At 63.0% G+C, this 17,891-nt stretch carries 16 protein-coding genes, 1 tRNA gene, 2 pseudogenes and 1 other annotated feature; of the genes and pseudogenes, 16 read left to right on the top strand and 3 right to left on the bottom strand.

Features of this window, described 5'->3' with window-relative positions; translation table 11 throughout:
- Nucleotides 1–143: 143 nt before the first annotated feature.
- The 8 genes from A7Q26_RS10345 to A7Q26_RS10310 all read left to right on the top strand — a co-directional run bounded on the left by A7Q26_RS10345 (nucleotide 144) and on the right by A7Q26_RS10310 (nucleotide 6,752).
- Nucleotides 144–3,374, top strand: coding sequence for an intermembrane phospholipid transport protein YdbH family protein (locus A7Q26_RS10345; protein WP_066859291.1), 3,231 nt, complete (start codon nucleotides 144–146; stop codon nucleotides 3,372–3,374).
- A complete protein-coding gene (locus A7Q26_RS10340) occupies nucleotides 3,371–3,559 on the top strand; it encodes a YnbE family lipoprotein (protein WP_066859290.1) in 189 nt (62 codons plus the stop codon). The genes A7Q26_RS10345 and A7Q26_RS10340 overlap by 4 nt, the downstream gene beginning before the upstream one ends.
- Nucleotides 3,556–3,954 (top strand): YdbL family protein, encoded by a 399-nt coding sequence (locus tag A7Q26_RS10335; protein ID WP_066859289.1) that lies wholly within the window; start codon nucleotides 3,556–3,558, stop codon nucleotides 3,952–3,954. The genes A7Q26_RS10340 and A7Q26_RS10335 overlap by 4 nt, the downstream gene beginning before the upstream one ends.
- A gap of 170 nt (nucleotides 3,955–4,124) precedes the next feature.
- Nucleotides 4,125–4,448, top strand: coding sequence for an AtpZ/AtpI family protein (locus A7Q26_RS10330; RefSeq protein ID WP_066859288.1), 324 nt, complete (start codon nucleotides 4,125–4,127; stop codon nucleotides 4,446–4,448).
- Between the two features lie 47 nt (nucleotides 4,449–4,495).
- Nucleotides 4,496–5,281: a F0F1 ATP synthase subunit A gene (locus A7Q26_RS10325; protein WP_066859287.1), complete on the top strand. Its 786-nt coding sequence runs from the start codon at nucleotides 4,496–4,498 to the stop codon at nucleotides 5,279–5,281.
- Between the two features lie 54 nt (nucleotides 5,282–5,335).
- Nucleotides 5,336–5,563: a F0F1 ATP synthase subunit C gene (locus A7Q26_RS10320; RefSeq protein ID WP_004207392.1), complete on the top strand. Its 228-nt coding sequence runs from the start codon at nucleotides 5,336–5,338 to the stop codon at nucleotides 5,561–5,563.
- A gap of 87 nt (nucleotides 5,564–5,650) precedes the next feature.
- Nucleotides 5,651–6,145 carry a F0F1 ATP synthase subunit B family protein gene (locus A7Q26_RS10315; protein ID WP_066859286.1) on the top strand — a complete coding sequence of 165 codons (495 nt, stop codon included), beginning with the start codon at nucleotides 5,651–5,653 and terminating at the stop codon, nucleotides 6,143–6,145.
- Nucleotides 6,138–6,752 (top strand): F0F1 ATP synthase subunit B family protein, encoded by a 615-nt coding sequence (locus tag A7Q26_RS10310; protein ID WP_066859285.1) that lies wholly within the window; start codon nucleotides 6,138–6,140, stop codon nucleotides 6,750–6,752. The genes A7Q26_RS10315 and A7Q26_RS10310 overlap by 8 nt, the downstream gene beginning before the upstream one ends.
- A gap of 626 nt (nucleotides 6,753–7,378) precedes the next feature.
- Here the strand turns inward: A7Q26_RS10310 and A7Q26_RS10305 are convergent.
- Both A7Q26_RS10305 and A7Q26_RS10300 read right to left on the bottom strand, forming a co-directional pair.
- Nucleotides 7,379–8,761, bottom strand: a complete 1,383-nt coding sequence (locus tag A7Q26_RS10305; RefSeq protein ID WP_066859284.1) for a DEAD/DEAH box helicase — start codon at nucleotides 8,759–8,761, stop codon at nucleotides 7,379–7,381.
- Between the two features lie 121 nt (nucleotides 8,762–8,882).
- A complete protein-coding gene (locus tag A7Q26_RS10300) occupies nucleotides 8,883–9,317 on the bottom strand; it encodes a hypothetical protein (protein WP_066859283.1) in 435 nt (144 codons plus the stop codon).
- 77 nt (nucleotides 9,318–9,394) lie between these two features.
- Between A7Q26_RS10300 and A7Q26_RS10295 the strand changes: the two genes are divergently transcribed.
- From A7Q26_RS10295 to A7Q26_RS10265, 7 genes and pseudogenes are all read left to right on the top strand, one after another.
- Nucleotides 9,395–10,834: an FAD-binding oxidoreductase gene (locus tag A7Q26_RS10295; protein WP_066859282.1), complete on the top strand. Its 1,440-nt coding sequence runs from the start codon at nucleotides 9,395–9,397 to the stop codon at nucleotides 10,832–10,834.
- Nucleotides 10,835–10,952: 118 nt separating this feature from the next.
- Complete coding sequence (locus A7Q26_RS10290) at nucleotides 10,953–11,741, top strand: SapC family protein (RefSeq protein ID WP_066859494.1); 789 nt, start codon at nucleotides 10,953–10,955, stop codon at nucleotides 11,739–11,741.
- Nucleotides 11,742–12,036: 295 nt separating this feature from the next.
- Nucleotides 12,037–12,111 (top strand) — tRNA-Glu (locus tag A7Q26_RS10285).
- A gap of 160 nt (nucleotides 12,112–12,271) precedes the next feature.
- Nucleotides 12,272–12,832, top strand: a complete 561-nt coding sequence (locus A7Q26_RS10280) for a tyrosine-type recombinase/integrase (protein ID WP_269747248.1) — start codon at nucleotides 12,272–12,274, stop codon at nucleotides 12,830–12,832.
- Between the two features lie 50 nt (nucleotides 12,833–12,882).
- Nucleotides 12,883–14,110: pseudogene (locus tag A7Q26_RS24570) on the top strand (IS3 family transposase).
- Nucleotides 13,164–13,280: a sequence feature (AL1L pseudoknot), on the top strand. It overlaps the preceding pseudogene by 117 nt.
- A gap of 53 nt (nucleotides 14,111–14,163) precedes the next feature.
- The gene (locus A7Q26_RS10270) at nucleotides 14,164–14,811 is read left to right on the top strand and encodes a hypothetical protein (protein ID WP_066859280.1); all 648 of its coding nucleotides are present in this window, start codon (nucleotides 14,164–14,166) and stop codon (nucleotides 14,809–14,811) included.
- Nucleotides 14,812–14,823: 12 nt separating this feature from the next.
- Nucleotides 14,824–15,870, top strand: coding sequence for a hypothetical protein (locus tag A7Q26_RS10265; protein WP_066859279.1), 1,047 nt, complete (start codon nucleotides 14,824–14,826; stop codon nucleotides 15,868–15,870).
- On the opposite strand, the gene A7Q26_RS10260 is transcribed toward A7Q26_RS10265, so the two are convergent.
- A complete protein-coding gene (locus A7Q26_RS10260) occupies nucleotides 15,865–16,395 on the bottom strand; it encodes a sensor histidine kinase (protein WP_066859278.1) in 531 nt (176 codons plus the stop codon). The genes A7Q26_RS10265 and A7Q26_RS10260 overlap by 6 nt on opposite strands.
- Nucleotides 16,396–16,544: 149 nt before the next feature.
- Between A7Q26_RS10260 and A7Q26_RS10250 the strand changes: the two are divergent.
- Nucleotides 16,545–17,634, top strand: a pseudogene (locus A7Q26_RS10250) (IS3 family transposase).
- The last annotated feature ends 257 nt before the right edge of the window (nucleotides 17,635–17,891 follow it).

The following is a 17,891-nucleotide window of genomic DNA, read 5'->3' as shown; positions in this document are numbered from 1 at the left end:
GGCCAATCTTCCGTCCCCTTCGTCGACGCCAAGTGACGCTATGCGTTGCGAAATCGCCGGGCAAGGATATTTAGGGGGGCACAGACGTTATGGTCCCGTTACGGACCATCAGCGTCAAGCGAGAGCCGGGGTTGGCCATAGGCATGAAAGAAGAAGACGGCGAAGAGGCGATTCGCCGGGCATGGCTGCGCTGGCTTGGCGTGGGAACAGGCTCGCTGGCGCTGGTGCTGGTCGGTCTGTGGACCCAGCGTGCGCCGATCGCCGAGAATTTCGTGAGCCGGGAACTCAATCGGCGCGGCGTCCAGGCCAGCTATGACCTGATCGATGTGGGCCTGCGCACCCAGCGGATCGAGAATATCGTGTTGGGCGACCCCGCGAGGCCGGACCTCACCGCCCGCTGGGTAGAAGTCGACATCGCCTTTGCAGGGCTGACGCCGCAGGTCGCCGCCGTGCGTGCAGGCGGCGTGCGGATGCGCGGTTCCTGGCATGACGGAGCGATGCGGCTGGGCGAGTTGGACCGGTTTCGCGATCCCGATTCGACAGCGCCCTTCAGCCTGCCCGATATTCGCGTCACGCTGAGCGACGCCCGGGTGACGCTGGACACCGATGCCGGGCGGATCGGGATGCAGATCGACGGCAACGGCCATCTCCGGTCCGGTTTCAGGGGCCGGCTGGCAGCCGCAATGCCGCGCGCCGCGATCGCGGGCTGCAGCCTGTCGCACACGACCGCTATGATGACGATCGCGATGCAGCAGGGCAACCCGCAGCTATCGGGCCCGGTGCGCGCCGACGCGCTCGCCTGTCGCGACGCCGGCGCAGCGATCGCCAGGCCGGCGGCCGTCGTCGACATCTCCTTGGACAAGGCGCTCGATCACTGGAGCGGACATGTCGACCTATCGGGCCAGGCGCTCAAGGGTGGCGGCCTGGTGCTGGCCTCACCTGACGGCCGTATCGACTTCGATGGCAACACAACGCGGACCGGCGGCAAGCTGCGCATAGTCGCGACCGCGCTGACCGGGCGCGGCGCGGTTTTACGTGATGCCGCGCTTTCGGGCGACTGGGTGCTGGACCAGGACGGCAACAGCCTTCAGGGTCTGTTGTCGGGCCAGGATCTGCATCTGGCCGGACGCGCTCCGCTGACCGCGCTGCGCGCGGCGACCGCGGGGACTCCGGTCTCCCCCCTCGCGGTGAAGCTGGCCGACGCTGTCGAGAAGGCGGGACGCCGCAACCGGCTCCGCACCACCTTCGCCCTCGTGCAGAAGCCGGGCCGCGGGAGCCTCGTCCTGACCGACACTGGTCTGGATGCGCAAAACGGCGCACGCGTCGGGATCGCACAGGGCGGTCAGTTGACGCTGGCCTGGCCGGGCAAGGCTGCGGGACTGGATTGGGCGCTCAATGGCGCCATCACCACGCAGGGCGGCGGCCTGCCCCAGGCCGCGCTGCGCCTCGCGCGGCGGCCAGGAGGCGGCTTTGGCGGCGAGTTGTTCTCCGATCCCTATGCGGCGGGCGAAGCGCGGCTCGCACTGGACCGGGTGCGCTTCACCGCGGATCGTAATGGCGCCACCCGTTTCACGACCGCCATGCGGCTGGACGGACCACTGCCTGACGGCCGCCTGCGCGGGTTGACCCTGCCCATCAACGGACGGATCGCGGCCGGCGGAAGGGTGGCGATCAATCCCGATTGCGTGCCCGTGTCGCTGCTGGAAGCGCGTTACGGCAATTTCGCGCTGGGCCGGACCCGCCAGACTTTGTGCCCGGTCGATGGCGGCGCGATGGTCGCTGTGGGACCGGACGGGATTCGCGGAGGCGCGGCGATTCGCGATCTGGCGCTCGATGGCCACACCGCCGACAGCCCCCTGCGCCTTACGGCCGACCATGCGCGCGTTGTGCTGGGCAAGACAGGCTTCGCGCTCGCCAATCCCGCCCTCACGATCGGCCCGCAGGATGCCCCTGTGCGCCTGTCCGCCGCGTCGATGACGGGCGCGATGACGAAAGATGGCTTTGCAGGGAAGCTGAGCGGCATGGGCGGGCAGATCGGTTCGGTGCCGTTGATCGTGGAACAGGGCGCGGGCGACTGGCGCTTTGCCAAGGGTCTGTTCGGGCTGCGCTCCACCATGACACTGCGCGATTCGCAGCCAGCGCCGCGCTTCACCCCGCTGACGGTGCCGGATTTCACCCTCACCCTGAACGATGGCCGCATCGCCGCTGCAGGCACGATGGCCGCACAGCGCAATGGCGCAACGGTCGCCAAGGCAGACATTGCGCATGATCTGGCCAGCGGCCGGGGTCATGCCGACCTGGGCGTCCCCGGCCTGACATTCGGCTCGGGTCTCCAGCCAGAGGATGTGACGCCGCTGGCGCTCGGCGTCGTCGCCAATGTGACCGCCACGGTCACGGGCCAGGGTCGAATCGACTGGAACGGCTCTACCGTCACCAGCAATGGCACATTTCGCACCGACGATGCCGATCTGGCAGCCGCCTTCGGCCCGGTGGAAGGGCTGTCGGGCGAGATACGCTTCAAGGACCTGATCAATCTGGTCACGGCGCCGGGACAGGAAGCGCGTATCCGGACCGTCAATCCGGGCGTCGAGGTGCATGACGGCGTGGTGCGCTATCGCCTGGAAGCGGGGCAGAAGGTGCGGATCGAAGGCGGGGGCTGGCCTTTTTCCGGCGGACAGCTCGTCCTGCTGCCGACGACTATGGATTTTTCGGCCGACGTCGACCGTTACCTGACCTTCCGCGTCATCGGCCTGGACGCAGGCGCGTTCATCCAGGCGATGCAACTCGACAACGTCTCCGCCACCGGCACGTTCGACGGCATCATGCCGCTGATATTCAATGCCCAAGGCGGGCGCGTCGCGGGCGGCGTACTGGTGGCGCGGCAGCAGGGGATGCCGCCGCTGATGATGCCCGAAGGCGTGCTGCCCAGCATTCCCTGCGACCCTGCCCGCCAGTCCGGCATATTGTCCTATGTCGGACCGGTATCCAACGAGCAACTGGGCGCAATGGGGCGCATGGCCTTCGACGCGCTCAAGGATCTCCAGTATAAATGTCTGACAATCCTGATGGACGGCGCGCTGGATGGCGAGATGGTGACGAACGTTGTCTTCAATGGCGTCAACCGGGGCAGGCTGGGCGATGTGCCGGGCGGGATCGCGCGCAACTTCATCGGCCTCCCCTTCATCTTCAACGTGCGGATCGCCGCGCCCTTCCGCGGATTGCTGGGTACGGCCCAGTCCTTCATCGACCCTTCCCAGCTGATCCAGAACAGCATAGGCGACCAGGTGCAGGATGAAATGCGGGCGGCCTCGCAACAAGAACTTGCGGTTCAGCCTCGCGAAAGCGAGACTGTGCCAGACGGGGAGCAGAAATGAAGACACGAGCAATCATGACCGCCGGTTTCGCCGGCCTTGCGCTGGGGGGATGTATTCAGGTGAAAGCCCCCGACAGGCCGATCGAGATCAACCTGAACGTGAAGGTGCAGCAGGAGGTCGTCGTCAAGCTGCAACGCGACGCCCAGAATCTCATCCAAAATAACCCGGAGTTGTTTCCGCAATGACACGCAGGATGCTCATCGCCGCAGGCGCCGCTGTTGCGCTGGCAAGCTGCCTTGTGATCACCGCGCCCGCGCGCGCCCAGTCGGGCGCCGTCGCCGCCGCGATGAATGCGGGCACCGTGGGCGAGCAGGCCGACGGCTATCTCGGCATCGCAGGGACGGTGGGTGCCGAAGTTCGTTCCGAAGTCGAATCGATCAACATCAAGCGCCGCGCGGCTTATACACAGCTTGCAGGACAACGCGGCGTGACCGTCCAGGACGTGGCCGCCGCCACCGGATGCCAGACGCTCAGCAATCGCGTGAAGCCCGGCCAGGTGTACCGGATCGGCGCCGGCGCATGGCAGACCAAGGGTGCCGGGCCGGTCGCCCTGCCGTCCTACTGCGCCAATGCGGGATGATATTCCGCGGTAGCGGACTTTTCTCATCCCTTCGTACCGCACGGATATTCTCTGCCGCAACCATGGTTGACTATCCGCAATCGCCTTTCTAAACGGGCCGCGCCTTGACGGGTGCAGCCGCAAGCGCCATGCCGACCGCCATGGGGTGAAATACCCGATGGAGGAGGCGCATGGCAGCGGATACACCCGGACAGGACCCGGCGGGCGAGGACTCGCGGATCGCTTCCCTTGAGGAGCGGATCGCAAAGGCCGAGCATGTCGAAAAGGTCAGGCAGGGGGCTACGGAGCAGCAGGCGGACGATGGGTCACGTCTGGGCAACCGGGTTCTGGCTGAACTGATCGGCGGTCTTGTCGGTGGTGCGTTGATCGGCTGGGTTCTCGACCGGCTGTTCGGCACATCCCCATGGCTCCTGCTCGTGTTCCTCGGTCTCGGGATCGTGGCGGCGTTCAGGAACATCATCAGATTGACGACGGCGAAGCGTCCCGACCAATAGGGACGCTTTTGTCATAGTCCGAAGGCTTAGACGTTACAGGGGTCAACGTGGCAGAATCCGGCAAAATCGATCCGATGCACCAGTTTGCGATCGAACCGCTGTTCGGGACGGATCATCTGTCGCTCGGCGGCTTCAACATCGCTTTCACCAACAGTGCGCTTTACATGGTGCTCGCAGCCGTGGTGCTGTGGGTGTTCGTGATTGGCGGGATGAAGCGGGAACTGGTGCCCGGCCGGTGGCAGATGGCGGTCGAATATATGACCGGCTTCATCAAGAACCTGCTGATCGCCAACATCGGCGACAAGGGGCGGAAGTATATTCCCTACGTCTTTTCGCTCTTCATGTTCATCTTGCTGGCGAACCTTCTGGGTATGCTGCCGCTGGGGCTTTTCGGGCTTCACCCCTTCACCTTCACCAGCCATTTCACCGCAACCGGCGTCCTCGCGATCATGAGCTTCTCGATCGTCCTGATCGTCGGCTTCGCCAAGCATGGCTTCCACTTCTTCTCGCTGTTCGTGCCGCACGGCACCCCGGCGCTGATGGTGGTACCGCTCTTCTTCATCGAACTCGTCTCCTTCATGGTGCGTCCGTTCAGCCTGGGCCTGCGACTGTTCGTCGCGATGACCGCCGGACACGTCCTGCTGAAGGTGCTTGCGGGCTTCGTCATCAACAGCGCCAATGCTTCGCCAGCATTGGGCCTGACCGTTGGCACCGCCAGCTTCGTCCTGATGGTCGGCATCAGCGCGCTGGAAATGCTGGTCGCGGTCATCCAGGCCTATGTGTTCGCGCTGCTGACCTCGGTCTATCTCAACGATGCCGAGAACCTGCACTGAGTTTCGATTGATTTTCCTCAACGTTTAGACAGATTTAACAAGGGAGTTTACGACATGGACGCAGAAGCCGCAAAGCTGCTCGGTGCTGGCCTGGCCGCGATCGGTGCGGGCATCGCCGCCCTCGGTGTGGGCAACGTCTTCAGCTCGTTCCTGGAAGGCGCGCTGCGCAACCCGGGCGCCGCTGACGGTCAGCAGGGCCGCCTGTTCATCGGTTTCGCCGCGGCGGAACTTCTGGGTCTGCTGGCGTTCGTCATCGCCATGATCCTGGTGTTCGTGGCCTGATCACGAATCCGGAGCGGGCAGTGCGGCGTGATCGCCGGCCCTGCCCGCTTCCCTTATTGACCGCCCTCTGATCGGACGGACCGTAACATGCCTCAAATCGCGCAAATCGCCGAAACCTATTCCAGTCAGATCTTCTGGCTGCTGGTGACGTTCGGCTTCGTCTTCTTCGTCATTGGCCTGGGCATGGTTCCCAAAGTCCAGGGCACGGCGGACGCGCGCGACGCGAAGATCAGCGGCGATCTGGATGCGGCCAAGGCGGCTTTCGCCCGTGCCGACGAAGCCGAGGCGGACTATCGCCTTCGCGACGCAGAGAACCGCGCCGCTGCCCAGGCCGTTATGGCCAAGGCGAAGGCGGAAGCGGCCAAGTCTTCGGAAACGAAGCTCGCCGCCGCGGATGCCGAGGTGGCGAACAGGATCGCTGCGGCCGAAGGCCGTATCCAGGCTGCGAGCGACGCGGCGCTGGGAGAAATCGAAACCGTCGCCGCCGATGCGGCGCGCGACATGGTGGCTCGCATTGCCGGCGTCGAAGCGTCGGAAGAAGCAGCCCGCAACGCAGTAAAGGCGGCACTGGCCCATGGCTGAGGCAGCAGCACAGCATTCGGCGGAAACGCCCCCCACGCTCGATCAGGCCATTCATGCCGAAGGCATGGAGCCGGTCGGCACCGTCGCCCATGAAGGCGCGGTTCCCCACACCGATCCCAAGGCGATCGGCATGGACGCCACCGCCTGGGTCAGCCTGGCGATGGCGGTGTTCATCGCTATCCTGCTTGTCAAGAAGGTGCCTGCCCTGATCGGCAAGGCGCTGGACGGCCGGATCGCTCAGATCAAGGAACAACTCGCCGAGGCCTCGAAGCTTCGCGCTGAGGCTGAAGCGCTCAAAGGCGAGTATGAAGCCAAGCTGGCGGCCGCCGCCGGTGAAGCGGAAGCGATGCGCAAGGCTGCGGAGCATGAGGCCGAAGGGCTGATCGCCGACGCCAAGATCAACGCCGAAGCCCTGGTCGCCCGTCGCCAGAAGATGGCAGAGGACAAGATCGGGGCCGCGGAGCGTGCTGCGATCGCCGGCATCCGGGCCAAGGCGGTGAGCGCGGCAACTGCCGCCGCCGCCACCCTGATCGCCCAAGGCCACGATGCCAAGGCGGACAAGGAACTGGTCGAAGGCGCTATCAGGAATCTCGGCACGATTAATTGAGCAGCCCGCACTGAGGCGGAAACGAAAAGGGCCGATGCGCATCGTCGCACCGGCCCTTTTCGTTTGGCCGCCCACCGCCAGACGCTGCGGGCTTGCCTGGTCTCTACACTCATTCGGATAGACAGCTGCTCGCATCAGAACGCCGCGATGCGCCTCGTGTTCATTTACAGCCCGCTCGCCTCGGGCAAGCTGACATCGGCCGCATCATCGTCGAACGCATCTACCTACGCTGTCCCACAATCATTTGATCGTGGGACAGCCTGCGCGAAAGCTTGTGGATGCCCGCGATTTCGCAGGCTGCGCGACCCGGCCCGATCGCTCCTATTCACCGTCGCGCCTGAGCCCAGCGTTGCGAGCAACTTTCCCGCGCGTCTTTTCGAGGAGGTATGCCGCGCAGGTGGCAACGGATCGTGCCGCATATGGGACGCGGAGCTGCCTGACGCTCCTGCACGAACTCAGACCGGCCCATGCCACCGCCGCACTTTCCGATCGACGTCGACGCCACCACGGCGTCCGACGCCGCCGATACGATCATTCAAGCACTTAGATAAAGCCGATAGGTTAGTTGCGGGGTAACAGGGCCATGTTCCGGAAGAAAACAATCGCCGTCACCGTTGCGATACCGGTCAGCCGGCAAAGCCGACCGAGAGGAAGGCAGGCACCGGACCGTTCCAGCCGTCATCCGGCCCCTCGTCGGCCGCGTCGTGGCGACGCTGGCGCTGCGGGACGGCGGCGCGATCCTTGCGGTCGTCGCGGCGGTCGTCGCGGGGACGCTCCTCGCGCCGTTCGCTGCGAGGGCGCGCATCGCGCTTTTCGCCCCGTGGACGGTCATCCTGGCGATCCCGGCCCTCGGCACGCTGATCTTCGTGCGGAGCTTCGGCACCGGTCGCACCGGCCGGCAGATCGGCATAGGCGATCTTGGTACCGATCAGCTTCTGGATATTGTCGATTGCCTCGGCGTCCGCTTCACTGACGAAGGTATAGGCGACGCCGGTCGCACCGGCGCGACCCGTGCGGCCGATGCGGTGGACATAATCGTCGGGGTGCCAAGGCGCATCGAAGTTGAAGACGTGACTTACGCCCTTGATGTCCAGCCCGCGGGCTGCGACATCCGACGCGACGAGGATATTGACCCTGCCCTCGCGGAACCGCTCCAGTTCGGCGATGCGCGACGCTTGGTCGATGTCGCCATGGATCTCGCCCGACTTGAAGCCATAGCGTTGCAGGCTCTTGTTGAGTTCGCGCACCGTGGTCTTGCGATTGCAGAAGATCACCGCGCTGGTGACATCCTCGACGTTCAACATGGCGCGGAGGGCCTCGCGCTTCTTGCGCGAATCGACTTTCACCAGATGCTGGGTGATGTTGGTGGAGGCAGTGGCCGGCCGGGCCACCTCGATCGACTTGGGGTTGCTGAGGAAGCGGTCGGCGAGTTTCTTGATGACCGGAGGCATGGTCGCCGAGAAAAGGAGCGTCTGGCGCTGCGCCGGCAGCTTGGTGCAGATTTCCTCGATGTCCGGGATGAAGCCCATGTCCAGCATTCGATCGGCTTCGTCGATGACGAGCATCGAGCAGCCGTTCAGCAATATCTTGCCGCGCTGGAACAAATCCATCAGCCGGCCGGGCGTGGCGATCAGCACGTCGACGCCGCGTTCCAGAGCCTTGATCTGATCGCCCATCTGCACGCCACCGATCAGCAGCGCCATGGAGAGCTTGTGATATTTGCCGTACTTCTCGAAATTCTCGGCCACCTGGGCGGCGAGTTCGCGCGTCGGCTCCAAAATCAGGCTGCGCGGCATGAGCGCACGAGCGCGACCATGGGCGAGGATATCGATCATCGGCAGCACGAAGCTGGCGGTCTTGCCCGTCCCCGTCTGCGCGATGCCGATAATGTCCTTCATCATCAGCACGGAGGGGATAGCCTGCGCCTGGATGGGCGTCGGCGTGTCATAACCGGACTCGGTTACGGCCTTGAGCAATTCGTCGGAAAGGCCGAGATCGGCGAAAGTCATTCAATGGTCCGGGACAGGAGGTGGCCTGCCCTGCGCGTCCGCGGGACAGAAATCGGCCGCGACTTGCGGAAATATCGGCCTCTTGTCAAGAAAATCGCGTCATTGCCCGCCATCAATTCGCTTAATCGTCCGACTCTGCGGCAATCAGGCGACGAAAGCTGTCGATCGCGCAGCTCAGGCCGCTACGCGCGTGCAACTCGTCCCGCCCCGAACAGAGCGACCCGTCCTCATGCGGTTCCACATAGAAACCCGAATAGAAGCCGGTCGAATCGCAGCCCCGTTCCAACCGGGCGCGATAGCGATGCTCATCCGCAAGCAACAGGTCCACGCCATTGCGCACCAGGATGTTGGCCCCACGAATGGAACGGAGCGCGATGCAGCGCGGTCCTTTCTTCTCTTCCCAGGCATCCCCGGCTTCCGGCGCGATTCGCGGCGGCGCCTTGCCCTTGCGGGGCATCGGCACGCGAATGATGACGCGCTGCTGAATCGTCAGCTGCGCCAATTGCACAGGCTCTCCGGCAGGCGCGGCAAGGAGCAGCAGAACGGAATGAAACAAAATGGACCCCTTCTTGCGATCCCACGCTATCGACCAACGGTTGAACAGTCGATGAATTCCGGGGCATAGGTGCGTCCATGATCGGACAGGACATCATCGACCGCTTCGCCGCCCTGCTTGGCCCCAAGGGCGTCACCGACGAACCCGACGATATCGTTCCTTGGGTCAGCGACTGGCGTGGCCGCTACCATGGCGCTGCAGCAGCGATCTTGTCGCCCGCGTCGACGGCGGAAGTCGCCGCCGCGGTGAAGCTGGCGGCGGAACTGGGCGTCGCTTTGGTGCCCCAGGGCGGCAATACGTCGATGGTGGGCGGCGCCACCCCGCCGGCGGATGGTTCCGCCCTCATCCTCTCGCTGCGTCGGATGAACCGCATCCGCAGCCTGTCGCCCGAGGACAATCTGGCGGTTTGCGAGGCTGGGGTTATCCTGAGCGTGTTGCACGACGCAGCGGAAGCCGCCGGCCGCCGCTTTCCCCTCAGCCTGGGAGCCAAGGGATCGGCCACGATCGGCGGCCTCGTATCCACCAATGCCGGAGGCACGCAGGTGCTGCGCCATGGCACGATGCGCGCGCTCGTCGAAGGGATCGAGGCGGTTCTGCCCGATGGCAGCATCTTTGACGGGCTGGACGCGCTCAAGAAGGACAATCGCGGCTACGACATAAAGCAGTTGCTGATCGGCGCCGAAGGAACGCTGGGCGTGGTCACGGCGGCATCCTTGCGGCTGGTACCCGCCATCGCGGCGCGGGCGGTGGGCTGGGTCGGCGTCAAGAGCCCCGCCGATGCCCTCCGCCTGCTGCGCCTGACCGAGGAAAAGCTCGGCGACAGCGTGGAAGGCTTCGAGGTGATCGCGAACGATACGCTGGGCTTCGTCCTCGGCCATGTACCCGGCACCCGCTCGCCGATCGAACCTCGCACCCCATGGCATGTATTGATCGAGGTGGACCATGCCGACCTGTCGGAACCTGGTCCGTCGGAACGGCTGGAAGGGGCGCTGGCAGAAGCCTTCGATCGCGGCATCGCCATGGACGCCGCGATCGCCGCGAACGAGGCCCAGGCCGAGGCCTTCTGGCGGATTCGCGAATCCCTCTCGGAATCGGAGCGGGCGCAGGGGCCGGCGCTGCAATATGATATCAGTGTGCCGGTTGCGAAGATGCCCGCCTTCATGATCGAGGCGGCGTCGGCGGCGGAAGCGACCTTTCCCGGTACGACTGCCTCGTCCTTCGGCCATCTGGGCGACGGCAATGTCCATTTCCATGTCCGCGCTCCCAGGGGAACGAGCGACGGCCCGGCGTGGATCGCCGCACAGGGTCAGGTCATCAACGCCTTCGTCCACGATGCCGTGGTCGCAGCCGGGGGCTCCATTTCTGCCGAACATGGCATCGGCCAGATGAAGCGGGCGGAGTTGGGCCGCCTCGCCAGCCCTGCCCGGATCAGCGCGCTGCGCGCGATCAAGGCGGCCTTCGACCCCAAGGGCCTGTTCAATCCCGGCAAGCTGATCCCGCTGCCCGGCGAAGGCTGAGCGCGGGCCACCGACAAAGCGATTGCACCCGACCCGCAAGGCCTATATCGCCCTGCCCCAATCTACGGACCCGCGGCGCAGGTCAACGCGTCGCATCATTGAGAGAATGGACCTGATCATGGCCAGTGCGCCCGCGAACAACCTGCCGATCTTCTATAACGACCTGCTCCCGCTCAGCACCGTGGATCATGCGGATTTCAAGAGCCGCAGCGTGGAAACGGCACCCTTCCTCACGACGCAACATGCCGTGCCGCTGACCGTCGATGAATTCGTCAACGCGCAGCGCTTTGCGCCGATCATCTTCTCGGCCGGCGCGGACTCCGTGCCGCTGCTGCTGATGGGCCTCAATGAAGGCGTCAACATCTTCGTCGATGATGAAGGCAAGCTGCGCGGTCCGGCCTATGTCCCCGCCTATGTCCGTCGCTATCCCTGGATGCTGGCCAAGCTGCGTCCCGACAGCGAGGAATTGTCGCTCTGCTTCGACCCCACAAGCCCTGCAATCGGCGCGTTCGAGGAAGGCAATGCCCTGTTCGAGGACGGCAAGCCCAGCGAACTGACCCAGGGTGTGCTGAAGTTCTGCGAGGATTTCGAGCAGGCAGCGGCCCGCACCGGCCAGTTCGTCCGCGAGCTTCAGGAACTGGGCCTGCTGATGGATGGCGAAGTGTCGATCCAGACCCCGATCGCAGACCAGCCCTTCGTCTACCGTGGTTTCCGCATGATCAATGAGGAAAAGCTGCGCGACCTGCGCGGCGACCAGCTGCGCAAGATCAATCAGAGCGGGATGCTGCCGCTGATCCACGCCCATCTCTTCTCGTTGCAATTGATGCGCGAGATTTTCGAGGCGCAGATCGCCCAGGGCAAGGGGCCGATCGCCATGCCCGAAACCCCGGTCCCCGTAGAAGCCTGAACGGCAAGTTAACCCGAACCGGCTCAAATAATTGATGGAAGCCAGGGCGCATCCCTCTTGAAAGGCAGTGCGACCTGGCCTATCTCTTGAACATACGGCGCACCTGCCCCCCTTTCGGGTGTGTCGTATGGGCGCCTCCCCCCTTTGGAGGCGTCTCCTCCCTGAACCTTGGCCACCCCATGCTTGCATGGGGTGGTTTTTTATTATCCAGCGATAATGGCGCACGCGCTTTCTCTTGACGCGGCGGATCGGCCTGCTAAAGCGCTCCCCCTGCCCGGCCGCCATGCGGCCATGTGGCCCCTTCGTCTAGCGGTCAGGACGCGGCCCTCTCACGGCTGAAACACGGGTTCGATTCCCGTAGGGGTCACCAGAATACTCTCCCAGAGAGTATCAGAATGTGCCGAGAACGGCGGAATTCTGCGGTTTTTCGTGGTATAGGTATCCCATACGGAGCGGTCTCGGACCACCGGATACCAGCAACTTGATGGTATGTCTGATGGTAGCGCGGCCCTCCTCGAAAAGGAGATACCATCAAGGCGCTCACCGCCGCTGCGATCAAAAACGCCAAGGGCAAAGCCAAGCCCTATAAACTCACCGATAGCGATGGCCTTTTCCTCTATGTGACGCCCAATGGTGGGCGCTACTGGCGCATGAACTACCGCCACCTTGGCAAGCAGAAGACGTTGGCCTTCGGGGTCTATCCCGACATCGGCCTTGCCGACGCCCGTGAGCAGCGCGACGCCGCCCGCAAAGTGCTGGCGAAGGGGAATGATCCCGCCGAGAAGATCAAGCTGGATCGGATTGCCGCCACCGTAGCCGCGTCCAACAGTTTTAAGGCGGTTGCCGACGAATGGTTGGTGAAAGTCGAGCGCGAAGGCCGCTCCGCCGTCACGATGAAAAAGCTGCGCTGGCTGCTGGCGTTCATCAATGCGTCGCTGGGCAAGCGCCCTGTCACCGCCATCACCGCGCAGGAGGTGTTGACCATGCTGCGTAAGATGGAGGGCAAGGGCCGCTACGAGACGGCCAAACGCCTACGCAGCACATGCAGCCAGATATTCCGCTACGCCATCGCCACGGCGCGCGCGGAGTGAGCCGCCCCGGGTTTGCCGGAGGCTCCAACTTCTGAGTAAGTGGAGCCAATATGAGCAGGACGACGAACAAGTTTGCACCTGAGGTGCGCCAGCGGGCGGTACGCATGGTGCTGGATCACGAGGCAGATCATCCCTCTCGCTGGGCGGCGATGGTTTCTATCGCCGAGAAGATCGGGTGCTCGGCACACACACTGAACGAGTGGGTAAAGAAGGCCGAGGTGGACAGCGGGAAGCGCGCTGGCGTGCCTACCGAGATGGCTGATCGCCTGAAGGCGCTGGAACGCGAGAACCGCGAGCTGCGCCAGGTCAACGAGATATTGCGCAAGGCGAGCGCATATTTTGCCCAGGCGGAGCTCGACCGCCCGTTCAAACGATGACGGCCTTCATAGACGAGCATCGCGCGGAATATGGGGTCGAGCCGATTTGCAGGGTTCTGCCGATTGCCCCATCCACCTATCATGAGCGCGTCGCGCAGCGGCGTGATCCAGAGCGCCTGTCTGATCGTGCCCGGCGCGATCAGGATCTGAAGCCAGAGGTGGTCCGGGTCTTTGCCGAGAATTTCGGGGTGTACGGCGTGCGCAAAGTCTGGCGGCAGATGAACCGCGAGGGCTTTGCAGTCGCCCGATGCACTGTCGAACGGCTGATGCGCGATTTGGGCTTACAGGGGGTGGTCCGTGGCAAGCCTGTGCGGACCACGATCAGTAACAAGGCTGCGCCATGCCCGCTCGATCACGTCAACCGGCAGTTCCATGCTCTGGCGCCCAACATGCTTTGGGTGTCGGACTTCACATATGTCGCGACGTGGGCGGGCTTCGTCTATGTCGCCTTCGTAATCGACGTCTATGCCCGCTACATTGTGGGCTGGCGCGTCAGCAGAACTGCGCATGCCAGCTTTGTGCTGGATGCACTGGAGCAGGCTATCCATGAGCGGCGCCCTGTTCACCGTGGCGGCCTTGTCCACCACAGCGATCGCGGCAGCCAATATGTCTCTATCCGATACTCGGAGCGCCTTGCAGAAGCCGGGATTGAACCCTCGGTTGGCAGTGTTGGCGACAGCTATGACAATGCTTTGGCTGAGACGATCAATGGCCTTTACAAGGCCGAGGTGATCCATCGCAGGGGACGGTGGCGATCTTTTGAAGCTGTCGAATATGCCACGCTCGAATGGGTGGACTGGTTCAACAACAGGCGCTTGCTGAAGCCAATCGGCAATATCCAACCGCTGAAGCCGAAGCACAATATTATGCCATGCTGGACGACGTCTCCATGGCTGCGTAACTTAAACCAAATAGCCTCCGGCAAACCCGGGGCGGTTCACAAAGGACTTCTATGTGCGCTCCAACATATGGCTGCCGATCCAGGCCAGCGGCGTGCAGAAGGAATTTCAGCAGGCGTTATATTCCTACGAAATGCCACACGATCACAATTTTCACTTTGTCACCGTTGGGTACTTCGGGCCGGGATATCAGACAAATCTCTATCGCTACGACCGCGACAAGGTGGAAGGCTATGAGGGCGAGGCCGTCGATATTGAGGAGTGCGGCATGGAGCAGCTCACACCTGGGCGGACGATGGTGTATGAAGCTGGGCGTGACATCCACACGCAAAGGGAGCCGGAGGCTATATCGGTTTCGCTCAACCTGATGTGCCGCCCGACCCGCATGACAGAAACTCCTCAGTTCATCTTCGACGTTTCTACAGGAAGGATCGCGAAGGGCGCCGGCGATCTGGTTTCAACGCGTCTTTTGCTGTTGGAGTTTTTCCGACATGTCCATGACGAAGATACTGTGCAGTTGCTGGCCGATATCGCCGTGGACCATCGTTGCGTGCGGACGCGTGCCCATGCGTTGAACATCTTAAGGGATGTCCGGCCAGATGAGGGCGACTTTTTTGAAGGGAAAGCCACCCTTGACGCGATCACGCTTAGCAAACGGACATTGGCATTCGGAAGCGGAACGCGCGATCATGTCACAGCGTAGCAAAGGGCAGATATGTCGCGGAAACCCTTAGCGGAAGGCGGGCGTAATGACCTGTCTGAGGTTGGCCCTGGGAAGATGGTAGGAAGCATATCGCTTTTTCTGCTCAAGCTCATAGTGGCTGCGGCCTATGTGAAGATCATGCGCGTTTCAATCGGGGGGCTGTCTCCTGAAACTGGTGCCATGGCTGCCATCGTCGCCAATTTATGCATAATCCTGATGGCCCATTTCTATAATCGCGCCTCGTTCGGCCTGAGGCACGTCAATGCTCTTCTCGCTGCAACCTGCATTTCCTCCGTCGTCGTCATGCCGCGTGAGGCGCGCGCATACCTAATAGATGGTTGGGGTATATGGCTGCTTGCGGTGCCGGTCCTGTTGCATCTGTTGTGGGGCGGGGTGCGTGCAATTGCCATGTTCCGCGGCGATAGCGCCAACCCGCGCGAGCGCCTCCAGAATGCCTTGGGACAGCTTCTGCCCGAAGCCCTTGCGCGCGTGGCTGCCGCCGAACTGACGATCATCTCCAACGCCTTCCTCTGGATGTCTCCGCCCGATGTGCCTACCGGTGTCCAAAGCTTTAGCTACCATCGCTTGGTCGCACCGATTTTATGGGCGTTCTTTTGCCTTGCCGTCGTTGAAGCGCTCGGCGTTCACCTGCTTGTGGGATTGTGGAAGCCATCCCTAGGTTGGGTCATCTTCATCATAAGCGACATCAGCCTGCTGTATCTTCTCGGCCTGATCTGCTCGCTTCGGCGCATGCCGGTCACGATCGATGATCAAGACGTGCGCATACGGGCCGGCATCCTTTATGATTTCCGTGTCCCACTGGCGTCGATCATAAATGCGAGCATCGCCTTCCCTTCATCGGATGTGAAGCGGCCAGGGACAATCAAGACGTCGCTGATGACATTTCCCAACATCATGCTAGAGGTGTCCCCCCCTATTCCATCGCCCAAGCCTCTTGGGCTAGGCGAACCCGTCCACCATGTCGCGATGGCACTGGACGACAAGGTAGCCTTCATCAACGCCCTTCGATCCAATGCGGTGCAGTCTGCCACATTATGAGGACTGATCCGACGTCGGGAGTGCGATGATTACACGCAGGCCGGGCTTATTGTCCTCGAGGCGAATGGCCCCCTCATGAAGTCGTACCACTGCGTCGATCAGCGCCAAGCCGAGGCTAGCACCTGGGCTTGACCGTGAAGCATTCAGTTTCACGAAACGGCATAAAGCTCGTTCATGGTCTTCTGCGGGCACGCCGTGGCCGCGGTCCGCTACCTGCAGCCGAACATATCCCCCGATGCGATCGATGGTCAGATCACAGATGCCGCCATGCATTGCATGACGGAAGACGTTGTCGATCAGGTTCGCCACGACCTGCCCAAGCAACTGCTCGTGCCCAAAGACGATCGAGGCATCGTCACGGGCAGAAAATGTGAGCCTTATGCCCTGCGATGCTGCAGCCGGCTCATAGGCATCAACAAGATCCTGCACGAGCGCGGCCATGTCCACCTCCACAAAATCCGATCGATCTATGCCGGCTTCCGCCCGACTGATCTCCATAGCCACCGACGTGATGCGAAGGGCCATGTCAGCCTCCTTCAACAGAGGTGGCTTGGGAAAACTGGACAGTGAGATAAGTGGATTTTCTGCCTGACGGTGACCAGGATGGCTGCGAGACAGGAGCAGAGATGAGCAAACGACCCCGCCGGAACCACAGCCCGGCATTCAAGGCGTAGGTGGCATTGGCTGCCGTGAAGGGCGAGAAGACGCTGGCCGAGTTGGCGCAGCAGTTTGACGTGCATCCGAACCAGATCGCGACGTGGCGTAGCCAGTTGCTGGAGGGCTCGGCAGGCGTGTTTGGTTCGGACAACACGTCGGAAACGGGCGAGCCGCCGGTCGACGTGAAGACGCTGCACGCCAAGATCGGCGAGTTGACGCTGGCGAATGATTTTTTGGCCGGCGCGCTCGGGAAGGCCGGTCTGTTGCCGAGCGCAAAACGATGATCGACCGTTCCCACAGTTTGCCGCTGGCACGGCAGGCGCGGGAACTGGGGATCAGCCGGGGCAGCGTCTATTACCTGGCCAAGCCGGTTTCGGCGGCTGATCTGAGGATCATGCGGCGCATCGACGAACTGCACCTGGAATTTCCGTTCGCAGGCAGCCGGATGCTGCGCGATCTGCTGCGGCAGGAAGGCATCGGGATCGGCCGCCAGCATGTCGCCACGCTGATGAAGAAGATGGCGATCGAGGCGATTTGCCGTCGCCCGAACACATCGAAGCCGACGCCAGGGCACAAGATCTACCCCTACCTGCTGCGCAAACTGCCGATTGTGCGGCCCAACCAGGTCTGGGCAACTGACATCAGCTACATTCCGATGGCGAGGGGGTTCGTCTATCTGTGGCCATCGTCGATTGGTTCAGCCGGAAGGTCCTGGCCTGGCGGGTGTCGATCACGATGGAGGCCGACTTCTGCATCGAGGCGCTGGAGGAGGCGCTTGCGCGCTACGGGAAGCCGGAGATTTTCAACACCGACCAGGGCAGTCAGTTCACTTCGCTCGCCTTCACCAGCGTGCTGCACCGGGAGGAAATCGCCATCAGCCTGGACGGACGGGGCGCATGGCGCGACAATGTAGTGGTCGAGCGCCTGTGGCGATCGGTGAAATATGAGGAGGTTTACCTCCGCGCCTACGCCGCGGTCAGCGAAGCCCGGGTATCGATCGGTCGTTATCTGAACTTTTACAACGCAAGGAGGCCGCATTCGAGCCTTGGTGCCCGGACCCCGGACCAGGCATATTTTGACAACCTGCCGCTGGCGATGGCAGCATGAATTTGGCCGCCGATATGGGGCGGCACTCCGGTCGGGCTACACCCTTTCTCCATGACGCCCCATATCGGCAGTGCGAGCTAACGACCGCAGGCGATCCACTTATCAAGTGCCGATCCCTGTTCAAGCCACCCAAGCCAGCTCTGAGGGACTACTCTTTTCCAGTGCAGTGGTGGTCGGTGCATAATCGACAGGGTGCGGCATCGGCCTCTCGCCCGCCTCCACCATGTCCATCATCCCGCCCCGTCCACGACCTGCCG

Source organism: Sphingobium sp. TCM1 (assembly GCF_001650725.1).
GTDB lineage: Bacteria > Pseudomonadota > Alphaproteobacteria > Sphingomonadales > Sphingomonadaceae > Sphingobium.
Note: the sequence above shows the minus strand (reverse complement) of the source record. Positions and strands in the feature narration are given on the sequence as shown.